This window comes from Lentzea pudingi, assembly GCF_014646255.1.
GTDB classification, from domain to species: domain Bacteria; phylum Actinomycetota; class Actinomycetes; order Mycobacteriales; family Pseudonocardiaceae; genus Lentzea; species Lentzea pudingi.
Map to the genome: position 1 here is coordinate 744,285 of NZ_BMNC01000003.1, position 16,918 is coordinate 761,202.

The window sequence follows — 16,918 nt, forward strand, 5'->3', positions numbered from 1 at the left end:
TCTACCGCCTCCCGGGGACTGGGCTGCGCCGGATGAGTGAGCGTTCGACGCGCGCCATTCATGCGCGTTGACTAATATTTGTTGCGTTCAGTCACGACGCTAGGACGTCCGGGTGAAATGAAGTCCGGCGCGACGACAGGCAGGTCGATCATGACCACGGCACACCTCGAACACGCGGACCACGGCCACGCTCACGGCGACGGTTGCGGCCATGTGGCCGTCCCGCACGGTGATCACGTCGACTACGCGCACGACGGTCACCGCCATGCCGTCCACGACGGGCACTACGACGAACACTGATCTACGTCGTGGTCGCGTCCCGTGCGGGGACGCGACCAGCCTGTTCTTCGGCGATCAGAAGCTGGCGACCAGGTAGTACAACGCGCTCAGTGCGACCGCCGCGGCGATGACGGCCGCGGTGACTTTCATCCACCGTTGGTTCATGTCCGCTTCCAGGCTCGGCGATGCGGGCTGCTGCTCGGTCGAGTCCAGTGTCCTCGAACTCGGCCAAGCGAGTACCGGTCCAGCGTTTGAAACGACAATCATTTCCGTTAAGCTGACCTCATGGGAGTCGAGGTCGTCCTGGTCGCCGGTCTGACGCGGCACGACGTAGCCGAGGAGGTCTGGCGCGCGCTGCCGGGAACGGTGCTGGTCCGCCACGACCTGCGTGATCTCGCCGGGGGAGTGGTGCGCCGCTGGGTCGACGGCGAGCTGACCGTGCTGGAACTGGCGCACGGGTGCGTTTCCTGCACGCTGCGCTTGGACCTGCTGCCGTTGCTGGAGCGCCTGGGTGGCCAGGTGGTGGTCGACCTGGACCCGGCGTTGGAGCCTGAGGCCGTCTGCTTCGCCCTGAAGGAGATCGACGTCAGGGTCGCGGCGGTGGTCGCCGTGGTCGACCGGGAGAACTGGCTGGCCGATGCCGTCGGCGGGGAGACGATGGCGGAGCGTGGCCTGGCCGCTGCCGCCGAGGACGACCGCACGGTGGCCCAGGTCGTGGTGGGGCAGGCCGAGTTCGCTGATGCTCTCGTCTTGACCGGTGCCGGAGGCGACGCGGTGTTGGACTCCGTGCTCGACCGGCTCAACCCGCGCGCACCTCGGCGGGACCGGGCAGGGCTGGACGTGACCGCTCTGCTGGCCGCCATCCCGGACGACGCCCGCAGGGGACGCTTCGACGACGGCTTCGGCACCCTGCTGCAGGGACAGCCTCCGTTGGAAGCGGTGCAAGGCGTGTCAGTCGTCCACTTCACCGAACGCAGGCCGTTCCACCCCGCGCGGCTGCATCACGCGATCGACGTTCTGCTCGATGGCGTGGTGCGCACCCGAGGCCGGGTGTGGCTGGCCAGCCAGCCGGACACCGCGCTGTGGCTCGAGTCCGCCGGTGCTGGTCTGAGCGTGGGCAACCTGGGGTCGTGGCTCGCGGCGGTGCAGGACTGGTCGGACGTCCCGGAGGACCGGCGTGCGATGGCTTCGGCGACCTGGCACCCGCAGTACGGCGACAGGTCCCAGGAGTTGGTGGTGATCACGGCGACCGCGTCACCGGAGGAGATCACCTCGGCTCTGCGCGATGCGCTGGTGACCGACGAGGAACTGGAGCTCGCCGACCAGTTGGAGTTCGTCGATCCGTTCGCCGAGTGGCACGACGAGATGGAGGAGTCGTGAGGAGGAGCTCCGCCATGCGATGAAGCGAACGCATCGGACTTCGTCATAGCTGGCCCGCCGCGCCGGTCGGGTCGCCCGTGCTGACAGGAGTGCGGAATGTGCGCCCGGCCCAGGCCGCCAACCGACCACGAGCACCGCATCGTGAGCGTGTTCGAATCCCAGCGGCAATTCCTGACGGTCGCACAAGTCCGTGACCGGTTGATGTCCACGGGCCCACCGATCCGGTTGGCCACCGTGTACCAGTGCGTCAAGCGGCTGCTCGAGGCCGGAACTCTCGAGCGCGCGACCATCCGGTCGAGCACCGCTGTCTACGGACTCCGGCCCGCGTGCGGAAGTGGCCACCGCCTCATGTGTTCCGCGTGCGCCCTCGTCGTGGACGCGGACGACGACGAAGTGACCACATGGGTCGCGCAGACCGCCGCCCTGCACGGCTTCATGATCACCGACAGCTCGGTGCTGTTGTCCGGAACCTGCGCGGCCTGCGCGCCGCCTTTGCCCGCAACGGTCGAATGTCGTTGAACTGTCGGACAAATGCTGTGGCGGTGACGCCGGGAAGTGGGTGCGCGATGTCGGAGGGCGGGGCCGCAGAGGCCGGAGTTTTCTGGGAAGGCATCTACCGCGAGCACCGAGATCGCGCGGAGTCGTGGGGCGCGCGGCCGAACGAACGGCTCGCGGAGGTGGCCGAGCCGCTGAACGCTGGGGACGCTCTGGACCTCGCGTGCGGCACGGGTGGGGATGCGCTCTGGCTCGCCGGGCGTGGATGGAGAGTCACGGCGGTGGACATCTCCGCCACGGTCGTGGAACGGGTCGGAGACGCGGCTTCGGCCGCAGGAGTGGCCGAGCGGCTGCGAGTGGAGAAGCACGATCTGTCCGGAACATTTCCCGCCGGGGAGTTCGACCTGGTGTCGGCCATGTACTTCCACTCGCCGTTCGAGTTCGACCGGTCCGGCGTGCTGCGACGGGCGGCTGCCTCCCTGCGTCCAGGCGGCTTGTTGCTCGTCGTCGACCACGGTTCGATCGCCCCGTGGTCGTGGAACCAGGACCCGTCGACCCGGTTTCCCAGTCCTCGTGAGGTTTTCGCGGACCTGGAGCTGACGACCGAGTGGAGCTGTCCGCGGGCCGAGGCCGTGAGTCGCGAGGCAACCGGACCTGGTGGCCAGATCGCGACCGTGACCGACCACGTCCTGATCGTCAGGCGCTCGGTCGGATGAACCGCCCAGTGCCTTTCGCCGCGCCGGTGGCCGGCTTCACCGCCATCACCTGCGGCACCTGCCTGACCGAAGAGCACGACCTCGAGCTTCTGCGAGAGACGATCCGCCGCAGCGTGCACGGAATGCTCGTTCGCGTTCACTGTCCTCTTGGGAGGATTTACTGCAAAGCAAGGGAGGGTTCGGCGCACTCAGGCTGGATCCTGATCGTGCAACCGTGCACCGCCGGCCGTAGCCCGGTGGGGTCCGCAGTCATCGTCGGTCCCATTCGCACCGCCGACGATCTCGTCGCCGTGACAGGCTGGCTGGAGACCGACCCCCTCGACGGGAGCACACTCCCTGCGCGGTTGCGGAGGATCCAGCACCCTCGGCAACAGTCCATTCAGAACTAGTGCCGTGGCCGCCAGCCTTCGCCGCGTCTTCGACGCTCAGCGGGCCACATCGCGGCACCGGCCCCACGCCCCGGTACAACCAGTACAGGGACGTGGGGCCGGCACCACGCTGCGACCGTCTGACCGCCGAACACGGGGCAAAGGCTGACGGCCACGGCACTAGGACCGCTCGGCCGCTCTGGTCAGCTGACGGATCCGGCGCCGGACGCGCCACAGTGCGAACAGGATCGCCGTGAGCGACAGAAGAGCGCCGAGCGCACTCCAGGGAATCGCCCAGATCGTGGTCGTGCCGGTGGCGGTCGTGACCGCACCAACGAGGTCCTGACCCGCGGATGCGACAGGTTCGGCCTCCCCGCGCACGGTGAGCGGTCCCAGCGGCCAGACCCCGCTGAGAGTGCGGGAGAAGGTGATGGCGCTGCCGGGCAGCAGCTCGGTCGCGGTGTCGCCCGTCCACCCGGTCCCGCCCGATCCGAAGAGACCCTCCACGTGAACCGAGGGGCGGACCGCGAGGCGGACGTTGCCGTCGTTGACGACGGTCCAGGTCAGGTCGACCTCGCCGGGCGCTGCGGGATTGATCGTGCCGCGGTACTCGGCAGAGGGTGGGTCGACGCGCAGGTTCGTGGTCACCGGGCCGGCGACCCGGACGTAGAGCCTGGCACCGACCCGTCGTTCGACCTGCACCTGGGCACTGGTGGTGAGAGCGGCGACCAGGCCGCCCACGTGGTCGCCCGGTTCGGCGTCCGGGGGCACCACCAGGCTGAACGGCACAACGGTGGTGGAACGGGGCTTCAGGACGACCTTCGGTTCCGCGACGGAGATCCAGGCGCCCACTGAGGGCGACGGCTCGTCGCGCGCGAGCAGGTCGAAGCCGCCGGTGGCTGTGTTGACGGCGTCGGCGGCGTAGAGGTCCACGGCCAGTTCGCTCTCGCCCAGGTTGCGGACGGCGATGTGGTCGTCGTAGCGCATGCCGGGTTCGACGACGTAGTCGAACTGCGCCCGGCCGTTCGGTCCGCCGGCGTCGGCGGGGGAGACCGACCAGGTCAGCCTTCCGTCATTCGGAGCGGGTTGTGCCGTTGCGGGCGTTGCCGAAAGCAGCCCGAGCACGACGATCAGGGCGGCGAGTGGTCTTCTCACGCGGTGCTCCGTGTGGACGGACGGGTGCGGAGCGAGCCCCGCACCCGTCCTGGTCCGGTATCAGATGGCGGTCAGGATGAGCATTGCCTGGTAGGCGCCCGGCGCGGTCTCGACCGGAGCCTCCAGGGTCAGTCCGGCACCGAGCTGGGCGGTGCCACGGCCCGCGCCCGCCGCGGCGGTGGCGAGCTGCGACCACGTGGCCAGGCCGTTGCCGGTGGTGAAGCCGGACGTCACCTGCGGGCCCGCGGTCACCGTCTGGCCGGTGGACGCGGACACGACGTTCGGCGCCCAGCCCAGGTACTTGCCGCCGAGCTGGTTGCCGTCGACCGTGGTGAACGAGCGCACGCGACCGGACGCGGTCCAGCCGGGGTTGTCGGCGCGCGTGTCGGTCACCGTGATCGGCTTGAGCGCGCCCGCGGCGCTGAACCGGTCAGCTGCCGCGTTGAGCGTCAGCGCGCCCAGGTCGACCTCGCGGTTCTCCGGGGCGACGCTGATGGCCAGCACGCCCTGCTCCGCGGCCAGCGTGGTGGTGATGGCCGGGCCGTTGACCGGGTCGTTGCCGTGGTCGTCGACGACGATGACGACCGGCTCGGACTCGGCGATCACCTTGTGGTCGTGGTCGTAGAGCACGGCCTTGACCTGACGGCCGTTGTCCGCGGTGCGGACCACGAAGCCGTACTTGCCGGTGAGCGCGCCGGACACGACGGACCACTCGGTCGCGCCCGCAGCCCTGGAGAACCAGTGGTAGTGGTTCTCGTCGGTCACGGGGTTCTGCACCGCGGTCAGCGCCGCGACGCCACCGGCGTGGTAGTGGGCCGACAAGCCGGTGATCGACAGCTGGGTCGCCGGCGTGCCCGGCTCGGAGGGAAGCTGCTCGCCGACGAAGAACTCGTACGTCACCGGCGGGATCGCCACCGGGGTTCCGCCGGGCGGGGTCGCGGTGGCGCTGACGGTCAGCGCGTACTCGCCCTGCTCGGTGAAGCCCCAGTTGACGTGCTCGTGGTCCGCGGCGCTGGTGAACGACTTCGGCCCGCCGTCGGCGGAGGCGAGGAAGACGTTCGGTCCTTCCTCGCCGTTCTGCCACAGCGCGAACGCGCCGGGGCCCTGCAGCGAGTCGAGGGTGTAGGTCACCGACGTGCCGTCGGCCACGGCCGAGCTGTAGCCGAAGCCCGCGAACACCTGACCGGCCTGGGAGTTCTGCGGCAACAGGTAGTAGGTCTCGCCCTGTGCCTTCCAGCCCGGCAGTCCGGCGATCGAGGCGCTGACGGTGCGGGACGCCACCGACGGCTTGACGTGCACGGTCAGGTCGCCAGGCGCGACGTTGCCACTCCCGGTGTGCGCCGTGAGCACGTGGGCGGAGTTCTGGACGTCGACGTAGAACAGGTCGAGGTGGCCCTCGGAGACGACCACCTTCTCCTGCGCGGCGGCGGTCCCGGCCAAGGGGCCGGCGATCAACCCCAGAGCCGCGAGCGCCACGACGGCTGCTCGCCCTCTCGTTCTTGCTTTTGTTGCGGTCACTGCGTCCTTGCCTTTCTTCGGGGACCGGGGATGGAGCTCAGCGCCGACGGCGAACGCCGGCGAGGGTGGCCAGGTTGGTGAGCAGGAAGCCGAGCGGGATCAGCAGGCCGGCGGCCACCACGAGGCCGGCGACGGCAAAACCGTCGAGACCGGTCGAGGCCAGGCCGGAGGGCAGCGCGCACTCCTTGCCGTCAGCCGTGCGGCCCACCTGCTCGACGACCGGTGTGCCCGTGCGCGCGGCTTTCGGGTCGCCCGGCCCCACGTGGAAGGTGAGAGTGCTCTTGGCGCTGGCCTGGCGGCCGTCGATGGAACCGCCGATGGAGAACGTCACCGCGTAGCTGCCGGGTTTGGTGAACGCCCACACCGCGTGCACGTGCACACCAGACTGTCCGACCGGGACGGTCGTGGCGCGCGGGAACCCCGCCACTGTGCCGAAGTAGCGGTCACCGACTCCGCCGAACGGGTCCTGACCGTAGACGGCCAGTTCGCCGGGGCCGTCGACCTTGTCCAGGGTCAGCGTGATGTCGCTCTTCACGGCGGCGAGCACGGACGGGTGCTGGGTGTTCCAGCCGAGCCACGGGACACCGGAGCGCTGTGTCAGCGGGATCGTCCACACCGGACCCGAACCGAGGAAGTCGAGACCGGAACCCGGCGGCGGGGTCGCCCGCGCGGCGTCGCCGAGGTGGAAGACGTAGCTCGCCGGATCGCGGAAGACCGGGCTGCCCTGGCGGTCGTCCTTGACCCGCGCGGAGAACGCACCACCCTCCACGACGGGCCCGAAGTCGAAGTGGCCGTCCGTGACGACCTCGACCTCGCCGGGTGGCGCCGTTCGGGTCACCGTCGTGGGCACGCAGGGCTGCGTCGTCGCGGTCGCGGGCGACGCGCCCTTCGGTGGTGCGACCGCGGTGGTGTCCGGGGGAGTGGTCGTCGGGGCGGGCGGGGTCGTGGTGGGGACATCCGCGCGGACGTCCAGGACCACGGGCCGGGCCGAGACCACCGTCGCCCCGCCCTGGTCCCGCACGTCGAAGGCGAGTTCGACGCCGTGCAGGTCGAGGTTCGCGGTCAGCGACAGGACTTCGCCCGTTCCCCGGTCGGTGGTGGCGCCGGCCTTCCGCGTCCACCAGGTGACGGTGTGGCCGGGTCGCTGCGGGGTGACGAGTGCGGTAGCCGTGATCTTCTCGCCCTGCGTGTAGCTGTTGCGGACTCCGGTCACCACCGCACCCGAGGGCGCGCCTGGGTTGGTCACGGGCGGTGACTGCGACCGCGCGACGAGGTCATCTGCCGCGGGGACGAATCGAGCGGTGAACGCCAGTGCCTCGGCGTCCGCCGGCAGCACCAGGCTCGCGGAGCCTCCGCGCAGCGTCTCGTGGGCGACGACCTCGTCACGCGCCGCGGTGTGCCGGATGAATTCCATCCAGCCCTGCGGAACGCCGCCGTTGATGCTCGGCGGTCCGCCGGTGACCGTGCTGGTCAGTTCAAGACCTGCCGGTGTACCGATCGCCGACAACGTCGTGGTCGTGGCCACCGCGCTGCGCGGCCCGACGACGACCGCGTACCGGGCCGGAGGTGAGACCAGGCGCGAGCCTGAGATCGAGGTGGCCGATGCCTCGAACTCCAACTCGTAGACGCCAGGCGCGGTGAACGCCCAGTTGGCGTGCGCATGGGTGGGAACCGCTACGCGCGCTGTGCGCACGGCGGGATCGTGCGAACTGAAGACGCGTTCGGGGCCGTCGGTTCCGGAGACGTAGACCTCGAGGCGGCCTGGCCCGTGCGCCGCCCGCAGGGTGAGGTCGACAACGTTGTCGGCGAGCGCGCCGCGCGGCACCGACTCGGTGTTCCAGCCCGCCCACAGCACGTCCGGCTGGAACGCTTGCGGGATCACGTGGATAGGCGTGCCGCCCGGCACGCCGAGAAAGTCGTAGGCGGGCGAGGAAGGTGCCGGCCGCTTGGCCGCGTCCGTGACGTTGAGCGTCGTGGCCGCCGGGTCGAACGGTCCGGAGTCGCTCTTGCCCTTGACGGTCAACACGCCGTTCTCGAGCAACACGGCCGCCAGATCGACGTGGCCACCCGCGATGAGCTGCCGCCTCGGGGGTTCGGGCGCTGGACCCGGCACGGCGACGGCAGTGGGAGCTACGGCAACGGCGAGCACTGCGGCCACCACAGCGGCGACCGCACCCCGTCGTTTCGGGTTTCGCCCACCTGCGCGGATTCGCATGCCGATCCTTCCCAGAGCCACGACCTGAACGTAAGTCAAATGATTGTCATTTTCAATAAGAAGGTGAGGTGTCCACGGTCGGGAACGTCTCAGGTCGTCGGCTTGCTAGGTCGCGGCGCTCTCGGCCCGGCGTCCGGACGCGCGGGAGAGCAGACCGTGCTTCGGCGCCGAGATCCACGCGGTCAGGAACACCGCGGTGAGGACGAGGACGATCGTTCCGCCCGTCGGGAAGTCCCACGACCACGACACGTAGAGGCCGATCAGCGCGCACGTGCCGCCGATCGCAGGCGCGAGCAGCATCATCACGGCGAGCCGGTCGGTCAGCAGGCGGGCGGTCGCCGCGGGCGTCACCAGGAGCGCGAGCACCAGGATGTTGCCGATGGTCTGCACCGAGATCACCACCGCGAGGGTGACCAGCACGTAGAGCACGATGTCGAGCCAGAACACCCGCAGGCCCGTGGCCCTGGCCATCTCCCGGTCGATGGTGACCGCGACGAACTCCTTGTGCAGCAAGAACACCGCACCCAGCACGACGATGCCGGTCACCGCGACCGTGTACAGGTCCTCGTCCGGGATTCCGGTGATGGAGCCGAACAGGAACTGCTGCAGCGACCCGGCGTAGCCCGGCGCCCTGGAGATCACCACGATGCCCAGGGCGAACGCGGCCACGAAGAAGATCCCGATGACGGAGTCCTCGCGAAGCCGCCGGTTCTGCGAGAACACCGCGACGAGCACGGCGGTCGCCACGCCGGCGATGGTGCCGCCGAGGATCAGGTTGCCCGACACCGCGAACGCGATGGCCAGTCCGGGGAACACGGCGTGCGCGACCGCGTCACCGATGAACGCCATCCCCCGCAGCACCACGTAGCAACCCACGACACCGCAGACGATCGAGGACATGACGGAGACGAGCAGTGCCTTGGGCAGGAATGCGAGATCGGGGTTGACCAAGTCGCGGAGGAAGTCGATGGGGGACATTCAGACCGCCTTGAGGATCTTGAGCAACGGGCTGCCCTCGCCGACGCCGAAGGTGTCCATCCACGGCTGCTCGTCGCGCAGCTCATTCGGTGGCCCGGCGGCGACGACCGTGCGGTTGAGCAGGATGAGCCGGTCGCAGGTGTAGAGCGCTCCCGGCAGGTCGTGGGTGGTGGTCAGCACGGCGTGGGAATCCCTGGCCAGTGACAGCAGCAGGTCCGAGAGCAGTTCCTGGGTGGGCATGTCCAGACCCGTGAAGGGCTCGTCGAGCAACAGCGCCGATGGTTGGAGCGCCAACGCCCTCGCCAGCAGCACGCGCTGACGCTGCCCACCGGACAGTTCCCCGACCGGGCGCGTCCGCAGGTCGGCCATGCGCACGCGGTCGAGCGCCTCCACCACCGCGCGCCAGTCCGCCGCACGTGGTCTGCGGAACAAGCCGAGCCTCCCGATGCGGCCTGTCATCACCACGCCCTCCACCGAGAGCGGGAAGTCCCAGGCGAACTCGTGCCGCTGAGGCACGTAGCCCAGGCCCGTGCCCGCGCGGCGCACCGGCTCCCCGTCGACCTCCACCTCACCCGCCCTGGGTTTCAGCAGGCCCATCAGGCTGCGCAGCAGCGTGGTCTTGCCCGCGCCGTTCGGCCCGACCAACCCGACGAGTTCACCTCGGTCGACGGTGAGGTCGACGTCGGTGAGCACCCGGCGTCCGCCCAGGTCCACAGCCAGCCCGCTCACCCGGAGCGCGTTCACCCGGACGTCCCCTGCCGCTTCGCCGCGCGGCCGCGCACGATCACAACGACGACGAGTACCGCCAGCACGACGACCGCCGCGATCAAAGCGACAACACCCAGTGGTGGTCCTGAACCGCCGTTGTTCCCGGCAGTGTCCTTTTCGGACGCCGCCGCGGAGGGTGATGCACTCGCCGACGTCCGCGACGCAGCGGTCAGGGCCGCTTTGGTGTCGGTGGCGTCACCGACGGCGAAGCGCAGCGTCGCGGTGTGGCGAGCCTCCTTGCCGTCCACCAGCTTGGCGTGCGCCTCGACCTGGACGAGGTAGACACCAGGTGTGGTGAAGACCCAGTTGGCGTGCGTGTGCGTGTTGGTGTCGACCCAGATGTCCTGGCGTTCCGGCTTGGTGGAGTTCCAGAGCACATCCGCGGCACCGAAGTTCCCGGCCTGCAGGTAGACGAACAGCTCGCCGGGACCGTCCACACCGGTGAGCGTCAGGGTGACGCCCCGGTCGACGGTCTCCATCACCTCCGGGTCCTGGGTGTTCCAGCCGACCCAGGTCACCTCGGGGTTCTGCACCTGCGGCAGCACGTGCACCTTCGCGCCGGGCTTGCCGATGAAGGCGTACGCGGGGTTGTCCGGGACCGTGAGCAGCGCCTTGTCCGGGACCTGGAACGCCGTGCGGTCCAGGTCCCGCCACACGGACTGTTCGCCGGTGTCGTCGTGCACCATCAGCTTCCACGCGCCGTCGACGTAGCGGGGGCCGATGTCGACGTGGCCGCGCGACAGCACGGCCTCGTCCGCCGCAGTCCGCTGATCGGGCGCGATAGTCTGGTCCGGCCCGTCGCTGGGCGGCTGCGCCAGAGCCGCGGCAGGCGTCAGCAGCGCCATCACGACCAGCAGGGCGCTCGGCAGGGACCGTCTCATGAACTCCTCTTTCATCAGCGCAGGCAGTCGCGCAGCGAGTCGGCGTTGAACCGCATCATCCGGACGTAGGTCGTGACCTCGCCGTCGAAGGTGTCGCCGTAGATGGGGCAGACCCGGATTCCCTGCTCCTCCGCGACCTGGCTGAGCGTCGACGAGCGGGCGGCCAGGTTGGGCTCGAGGAACACCGCGGGCACCGCGAGGTTGCGGATCGTCTCGGTGAGCTTGCGGCGGTCGGCCAAAGACGGCTCGGTGGCGGGGTTGGGCGTGACGAACCCGGCAACGCTCATGCCGTACGCCTGAGCGAGGTAACCGAACGCGTCATGGGTGGTGATCAGATGGCGGCGCGCTGCCGGGATCTCGTCGATCCGTGTGCGCACATATCGGTCGAGTGTGTCCAGTTCGGCGAGATAGGCCTCGGCGTTGCGCCGGTACTCCCGTGCGCCCCGAGGGTCCTTCTCGATCAGCTTGTCGCGGATGACCTGTGTGTAGGCCATGGCATTGCGCACGTTCTGCCAGAGGTGCGGGTCGATCTCGCCGTGCACGTGCTTGCCGAGCACGGCCTGGGCGAGTTGGTAGACCCGCTCGCCCGGCCGGCCGAGGAATCCGAAGCCGGCGGGGATCTCGCTGAGCGCCTTGCTCGGCACGACGATCACGGCCTCGTTCGCGGGCACGGTCTGCTGCGCCTTCTCTCCGCCGCCCTGCGGGTCGTAGAGCGCGTACATCTGCTCGCCGTCCACGTCGACGGTCAGGTCGGCGTGCCCCCGGTCCACGAGCGCGGGCCGGTTCGGGGGCTGCACGCCGACCGCGAAGGTGAACGTCGACCCGCCGAGCGGAACCGGTCGTGATCGCTGGTCCACCTTCAGGCTCGCGGACAGGGTCACCTCGTAGACACCGGGTGCGGTGAACGCCCAGGACATGTGCGTGTGGGCGTCGGCGGGCAGGATCGCGGTGTCGTCGCCGTACCCGTCGCCGGGGTTGAAGCCGTCACTGGAGTCGAAGTAGACGTCGGCGTCGCCGAACGACCCGGTGAGGTAGCCGTAGACGTTCCCTGGGCCGCTGGCGGCGGTCATGCTCAGCAGCACTTCCGACGCGCGGTTCGCGCCGCGGGCCTTGCCGTCGCCCCTGGCCCGCAGTCCGAGCCACACGGTGTCCAGCGTGACGTCCTCGACCAGCGGGATGATCTCGGCCGCGTACTTGACCGCCTCCTCGGCCAGCGACACGTTCGCGGCCTCCGGCCGGAGGTTGGCGTCCAGGGCTCTGATGATGGAGTGCTCCTCCAGCATCACGTAGTTGCTGAACGCGACGTCCGCGTACACGACGTTCCGCACGTCACGCAGGCTCGGTTCGTAGGAGTGCGGGTCGGCCCCGTCGGGCACCAGCGAGGTGACGTTGACCCTCGACCCGCCGACGTTGCGCACGAGGTCCTGCAGCAGGCCGGTCGTGGTGACCACCTGCAGCCGGTCGTCGCGATCGGTCAGCGTGGCGGGGGCGGTGCAGCCCGCCGCCCCCACGATGGCGACCAACCCGACCAGCAGGCGTCGGCGCAAGCCAGGGAGCACGTCGTCACGCCCATCTGTACCGGAAGTAGTTAGTAACGATAACCATAATCATCAATTGCTCCCGGAAGCCAGAGCTCGTCGACAGTCGTGGTCCACACCACTTGACTGCGGTCCCCTGGCGCTCCGGAGGCCGAGGCGAACCCCGGCCTCCGCGCGCATCACGGCTGAACGGTGAAGGTGTAGGTCTTCTGGCCGCTGGTGACCGCGACGCCGGCCGCCTTGGTCGCCGTCACCTCGAAGACCGCGGTGTAGGTGCCGGCCGCTTCGAACGCCCAGTTGGCGTGGGCGTGGGTGTTCACGGCGAACGTGCGGGAGTCGGGCAGGCCGTTGCCGCTGTCGAACCACACCGTCGGCGTGCCGAACGAGCCCGTGGTGAAGACGCTGAAGCCCGCGGGCCCGGTGACGGACACCAGTTTCACTGCGAGCGTGTTGCCCTGCAGCACACCCGTCGGCACGCCCTCGGTGTTGAAGCCCGCCCACAGCACGCCGCTCGCCTGGCTCTGCGGAAGGATCCACACCGGTGAGCCGGGGGAGCCGAGGAACCCGTAGGAGGGGTTCGACGGCACCGTGGTGCGGCTCGCCGGGACGGCGTTGAGCGTCACCGTGGACGGGTCGCGGTCCGCGCCGGGGACGACGGTGTCGTCCCGGACGTCGAGCGTGAGGGCGCTGCCGGTCCAGTCGATGTCGATGGCGTCGGCGTGGCCGGAGGAAAGGGTCACCGCGGCGTGTGCGGTGCCCGTGGTCGCCAGGGCGAGCCCGGCGGCGAGTGCGACGGCGGCGATGCGGCGGTTCATCGGTTCACCTTGAGACGGTAGGTGGCGGAGTCGGAAACGACCTTCTGGCCGGTGGCGGCGAGGGTGCCCGAGGCGCGGACGGTCACGGTGTAGGTGCCGGCGGCCTCGAACGCCCAGTTGGCGTGCCGGTGTCCTCCGGCGGTGAGTTCGATGCGGTCGGGCAGGCCGTTGCCGCTGTCGACCAGGACGGTCGGCGCACCTACGGCGTCGGTGGTGAAGATGCTGAAGTCGCCGGGACCGCGGACGCGCTCGACCTTCAGCTTCAGCGTTCCCTCGGTGAAGACCCCCGGCTCGATCTCCTCGGCGGCGATGCCGGGCCACAGCAGGTTCGGGTCCTGCACCTGGGGCAGTACCCAGACCGGAGCGCCCGGCGTGCCGAGGAACGCGTACGCGGGGTCGGTGGGCACGGAGGTCTTGGCGGCGGACTTCGCCACCAGCAGCACCTCCGAGGGCTCGTACTCGGCCTCGGCGGCCTCGTCGTGAACGTGCAGGTGGAAGGCGCCGTCCTCGAAGGCGACACCGAAGACGTCGACGTGACCGCTGTCGATCGTGGTGATCGTTTCGGCGGTGGCGGGCGCGGCGGCGAGGGTGGTCAAGCCGGTCGCTGCCGCGAAGAGCAGGGCGAGGTGTGCAGTGGTGCGCACGGACGTGGACTCCAATCGTGCGGTGGTGCGGCCCGAGCGGGCCGCGGCACACGTCGCAGTCTTGTCAATGGAAATCGTTGTCAACAGGGCCGAACGGCGTATTGGAAACGATTGTCGTTTGTATTACGGTCGTTCCGCGTCGCCGATCCGTCGGCACCGGTGTCTGGAGGTTCGAGAACACATGCGCGTGCGTGCGTCTACACGCGTCGCGGCGGGACAGTTCGCCGTTGTCGCCGCACTGCTGATGAGTGCGCCCGCCGCGCTCGCCGAGCCGGCCGAACCGGGTGACCCTGTCGCGGACGCCGTCCTGGACGTGGCCGGAGATCGTCTCGAGATCGACGTCGCGCGACAGCGGGTGGAGGCGGCGGACCCGGCCAAGCCCGTCGAGCTGACCTGGGACACCAGTTCCATCGAGCCCGGCACCGTCTTCGGCGACAGGGTCACCCTGCGGGCATCCGTTGTGGACAGCGGGAAACCGGCGGGGGAGCCGGTCGCCGTTCCTGTCGCGTCCACCGGGACGCTTCAGGTCGATCCTCCGGGACCGGGCGGGCACGAGCTCCGCCTCGAAGCCACCGCACATGCTCTCGACGGGCGGCCGCTGACCGTCGAGAGCGTCTACGCCCTGTCGGTCGCCGAGGCGGCTCGCCCCGAAGTGGCGCCGCAGGTCCTCCCCCCGGCGCCCCAGCCCGAGATCCTCCCGCCGGCTCGCCAGCCCGAGGTGGCCGCACCGAGCCCGCAGATCCTCGCTGCCGCGCAACAACCACCGACGGCCACAGGTCGCGTCGTCATCGACAAGGGACACGTCGACGCCGTCGCTCCCCGGTTGCTGCCGGACGGACTGCACATCCAGGTCAAGGACGGCACGGTCGCCGGCACCACGACGTGGCGCGAGCCAGCGGACGTGGAACTGAAAGTCACCTCCGCGTCCCGCACCGCCCTGCCCGCGAGCCCGCAGCTCGCCTTCCTCGGCGCAGCAGGCAAACAGGTCTTCCTGTTGCCGCAGACCCAGCGGGCCGACGTCCTGTGGGCGGGCTGGTCCACCGAGGAACTGCGCCCGGCAGACGTGTCAGGACCGGTGACGTGGTCGCTGACCGCTGTCGAGGGGCCTGGTGCGTTCGGCCTGTTCACCACCGGCTCGTTCGGCGAGCCGACGGTTCTCTTCGACAGCACCGACGGCCTCCCGGACGCGCAGTCCGTGCCACTGGGCACGCACGCCCACGCCAACTGGGCATTCGCCGAACCCGGCCGGTACCGCCTCACGTTCACCGCCACCGCACCCGGCGCCGGCGGACCGCTGACCGACACCGAGACCTACACGTTCACGATCGGCGACGGCACGTCGTCGCCGGCGCAGCAGCCCGGCGCCGTCAACCGCAACCCCGCCATCACTCTGGCGTCGACCGGTCCCGCCGGCCTGTCGGCCGTCACCGGCCTGGGCCTGGCCCTGCTCGCCTCGGGTGTGGCCGTGCTCGTCGTCACCCGCCGCCGCGTCCAGGAGAAGACCTCGTGAGCACCTCGAATCGCGGCTGGGCCGCGCTCGCCACCGTGACGGTGGTCGCGCTCACCTCGCTTTCCCTCGCCACGGCGTTCGCCCAGGACACCACCACCGTCGTCGACCAGGGTCACGTCGATCTTCTCGCACCGGTCGTGACGGACGGCGTCCTCGACGTGCGTTACAAGGACGGCAACACGATGCCGCCGACGTGGCACGATCCCGAACAGGTCGTCACGCACGTCAAGCCGGAGTCCCGCATCCAGGTGCCCGACCTGCCGGAGTACGCGTTCCTGGGACCTGCGGGCAGCGACCTCTGGCTCATTCCCGAGGTGCAGGACCCCAACGTCGTCTGGGCGGGCTGGAACACCGAGTCCCTCACCGCGGGCCAGGTGGATCCGAACTCCGTGCGCTGGACACTCGACTCCATCGCCGGTGACCAGCGGGCCGCCCCGGCACCGGGCACGCTGACGGTGTTCCAGTCCGGTCCGTTCGGAGAGCCGCTGCCGCGAGTCTTCGACACCGCCCAGCCCTTGCCGCAACACCACCCACTGACGCTCGGCACGCACGCCCACGCGAACTGGACGTTCTCCGCGCAGGGCGTCTACCGCCTCACGTTCACCGTCGAAGCCACGACGCCCGCAGGTGTGCCACTGCGCGACACCACCACCTACACGATCGCTGTTGGCGACGTCGATCCCCGCACGGTCCAGCCAGGCGTGCCGACCACCACGACGACTACAACGACCACCACCACCACCACAACGACGACCTCCGCCACCACAACTACAACGACCTCCGCTGCCACGACGACTGCCTCGACGACAGCAACAACCGTCCCCCCGGCTTCATGCGTCGTGCTGAACGATGGCCATGTCGACCTCATCGCCCCACGTCTCCGTGAAGGCGCATTGCGCACCGAGGTCAAGGACGGCACCGCTGGGCCGGACGCGGCGGTGTGGCGCGATCCTTCCGACGTGGTGCTGCACCTCGTTCCCGCGGCCCGCAACACCGTGCCGAACGACCCGGCCTACGACTTCCTGGGCACACCCGGCGCACCCGTGTGGCTCATCCCGCAGACCCAGATCCCCGGCATCGTCTGGGCGGGGTGGAACACCGAGTCCCTGAACCCGCAGGACATCTCTGGCGACGTCAGCGTTCGAGTGTCCGCAGTGGACGGTCCAGGCCGCATGGCGGTGTTCCTCACCGGCCTCACCCCGACCGTCCTGGCCGACTCGGCCAACGGCCTTCCAGACGCCATCACCGTTCCGCTGGGCACCCATGCCCACGCCAACTGGGCCTTCGGCACCGAGGGGACCTACCGCGTCACCGTCGACGTCACAGCCACCCTCGCTGACGGCCGCACCGCCACTGACACCGACGTCTTCACCATCGCCGTGGGCGCCGTGGACCCCACCGCCGGACGCTCATGCGCACCGCCGACCACGACGACCCTAGCGCCCAGCATGCCGATTTCCGCCACTACCGCGCTCGTGCCTCCTCGTGCCGGCCTGGCTTCAACCGGCGTCGGTGGTCTCGGCCCAGCAGTTCTCCTGGCCTCTCTGCTCACCACCGGTGGAGTCGCCGTCCTGCTGCTCAGCCGCCGGCGCCGCCACTGAGCCCTGGGCGCGGCTCACCAGGCTGCGAACCGCGTGTTGGTTGCTCCCGCGTCGTGA

The 16,918-nt window shown here is 69.9% G+C and carries 15 protein-coding genes; 6 read left to right on the forward strand and 9 right to left on the reverse strand.

Features of this window, described 5'->3' with window-relative positions:
- Positions 1 to 150 precede the first annotated feature (150 nt).
- The 4 genes from IEY88_RS14260 (at position 151) to IEY88_RS14275 (ending at position 2,870) form a co-directional block, all read left to right on the forward strand.
- Positions 151 to 300 carry a zinc transporter permease gene (locus IEY88_RS14260; RefSeq protein ID WP_189155166.1) on the forward strand — a complete coding sequence of 50 codons (150 nt, stop codon included), beginning with the start codon at positions 151 to 153 and terminating at the stop codon, positions 298 to 300.
- 264 nt (positions 301 to 564) lie between these two features.
- A complete protein-coding gene (mrf, locus tag IEY88_RS14265; RefSeq protein WP_189155167.1) occupies positions 565 to 1,659 on the forward strand; it encodes a ribosome hibernation factor-recruiting GTPase MRF in 1,095 nt (364 codons plus the stop codon).
- A 96-nt stretch (positions 1,660 to 1,755) separates the two neighbouring features.
- Positions 1,756 to 2,178 (forward strand): Fur family transcriptional regulator, encoded by a 423-nt coding sequence (locus IEY88_RS14270; protein WP_229693369.1) that lies wholly within the window; start codon positions 1,756 to 1,758, stop codon positions 2,176 to 2,178.
- A 47-nt stretch (positions 2,179 to 2,225) separates the two neighbouring features.
- Positions 2,226 to 2,870, forward strand: a complete 645-nt coding sequence (locus tag IEY88_RS14275; protein WP_189155169.1) for an SAM-dependent methyltransferase — start codon at positions 2,226 to 2,228, stop codon at positions 2,868 to 2,870.
- 548 nt (positions 2,871 to 3,418) lie between these two features.
- Here the strand turns inward: IEY88_RS14275 and IEY88_RS14280 are convergent.
- The 9 genes from IEY88_RS14280 to IEY88_RS14320 all read right to left on the reverse strand — a co-directional run bounded on the left by IEY88_RS14280 (position 3,419) and on the right by IEY88_RS14320 (position 13,750).
- Positions 3,419 to 4,393, reverse strand: coding sequence for a WxL protein peptidoglycan domain-containing protein (locus IEY88_RS14280; RefSeq protein ID WP_189155170.1), 975 nt, complete (start codon positions 4,391 to 4,393; stop codon positions 3,419 to 3,421).
- 60 nt (positions 4,394 to 4,453) lie between these two features.
- A complete protein-coding gene (locus IEY88_RS14285) occupies positions 4,454 to 5,869 on the reverse strand; it encodes a choice-of-anchor M domain-containing protein (RefSeq protein WP_189155171.1) in 1,416 nt (471 codons plus the stop codon).
- 79 nt (positions 5,870 to 5,948) lie between these two features.
- Positions 5,949 to 8,126, reverse strand: a complete 2,178-nt coding sequence (locus IEY88_RS14290) for a TIGR03773 family transporter-associated surface protein (protein WP_189155172.1) — start codon at positions 8,124 to 8,126, stop codon at positions 5,949 to 5,951.
- A gap of 105 nt (positions 8,127 to 8,231) precedes the next feature.
- The gene (locus tag IEY88_RS14295) at positions 8,232 to 9,104 is read right to left on the reverse strand and encodes an anchored repeat-type ABC transporter permease subunit (RefSeq protein ID WP_189155173.1); all 873 of its coding nucleotides are present in this window, start codon (positions 9,102 to 9,104) and stop codon (positions 8,232 to 8,234) included.
- Positions 9,105 to 9,848, reverse strand: a complete 744-nt coding sequence (locus IEY88_RS14300; RefSeq protein WP_189155174.1) for an anchored repeat-type ABC transporter ATP-binding subunit — start codon at positions 9,846 to 9,848, stop codon at positions 9,105 to 9,107.
- Positions 9,845 to 10,753 (reverse strand): choice-of-anchor M domain-containing protein, encoded by a 909-nt coding sequence (locus IEY88_RS14305; RefSeq protein WP_229693370.1) that lies wholly within the window; start codon positions 10,751 to 10,753, stop codon positions 9,845 to 9,847. The genes IEY88_RS14300 and IEY88_RS14305 overlap by 4 nt, the downstream gene beginning before the upstream one ends.
- A 14-nt stretch (positions 10,754 to 10,767) precedes the next feature.
- Positions 10,768 to 12,300, reverse strand: coding sequence for an anchored repeat ABC transporter, substrate-binding protein (locus IEY88_RS14310; protein WP_229693371.1), 1,533 nt, complete (start codon positions 12,298 to 12,300; stop codon positions 10,768 to 10,770).
- Between the two features lie 170 nt (positions 12,301 to 12,470).
- The gene (locus IEY88_RS14315) at positions 12,471 to 13,106 is read right to left on the reverse strand and encodes a choice-of-anchor M domain-containing protein (RefSeq protein WP_189155177.1); all 636 of its coding nucleotides are present in this window, start codon (positions 13,104 to 13,106) and stop codon (positions 12,471 to 12,473) included.
- Positions 13,103 to 13,750: a choice-of-anchor M domain-containing protein gene (locus tag IEY88_RS14320; protein WP_189155178.1), complete on the reverse strand. Its 648-nt coding sequence runs from the start codon at positions 13,748 to 13,750 to the stop codon at positions 13,103 to 13,105. Before IEY88_RS14320 ends, IEY88_RS14315 begins: the two co-directional genes overlap by 4 nt.
- A gap of 181 nt (positions 13,751 to 13,931) precedes the next feature.
- Between IEY88_RS14320 and IEY88_RS14325 the strand changes: the two genes are divergently transcribed.
- Both IEY88_RS14325 and IEY88_RS14330 read left to right on the forward strand, forming a co-directional pair.
- Positions 13,932 to 15,260 carry a choice-of-anchor M domain-containing protein gene (locus IEY88_RS14325; protein ID WP_189155179.1) on the forward strand — a complete coding sequence of 443 codons (1,329 nt, stop codon included), beginning with the start codon at positions 13,932 to 13,934 and terminating at the stop codon, positions 15,258 to 15,260.
- Positions 15,257 to 16,861 (forward strand): choice-of-anchor M domain-containing protein, encoded by a 1,605-nt coding sequence (locus IEY88_RS14330; protein WP_189155180.1) that lies wholly within the window; start codon positions 15,257 to 15,259, stop codon positions 16,859 to 16,861. Before IEY88_RS14325 ends, IEY88_RS14330 begins: the two co-directional genes overlap by 4 nt.
- The last annotated feature ends 57 nt before the right edge of the window (positions 16,862 to 16,918 follow it).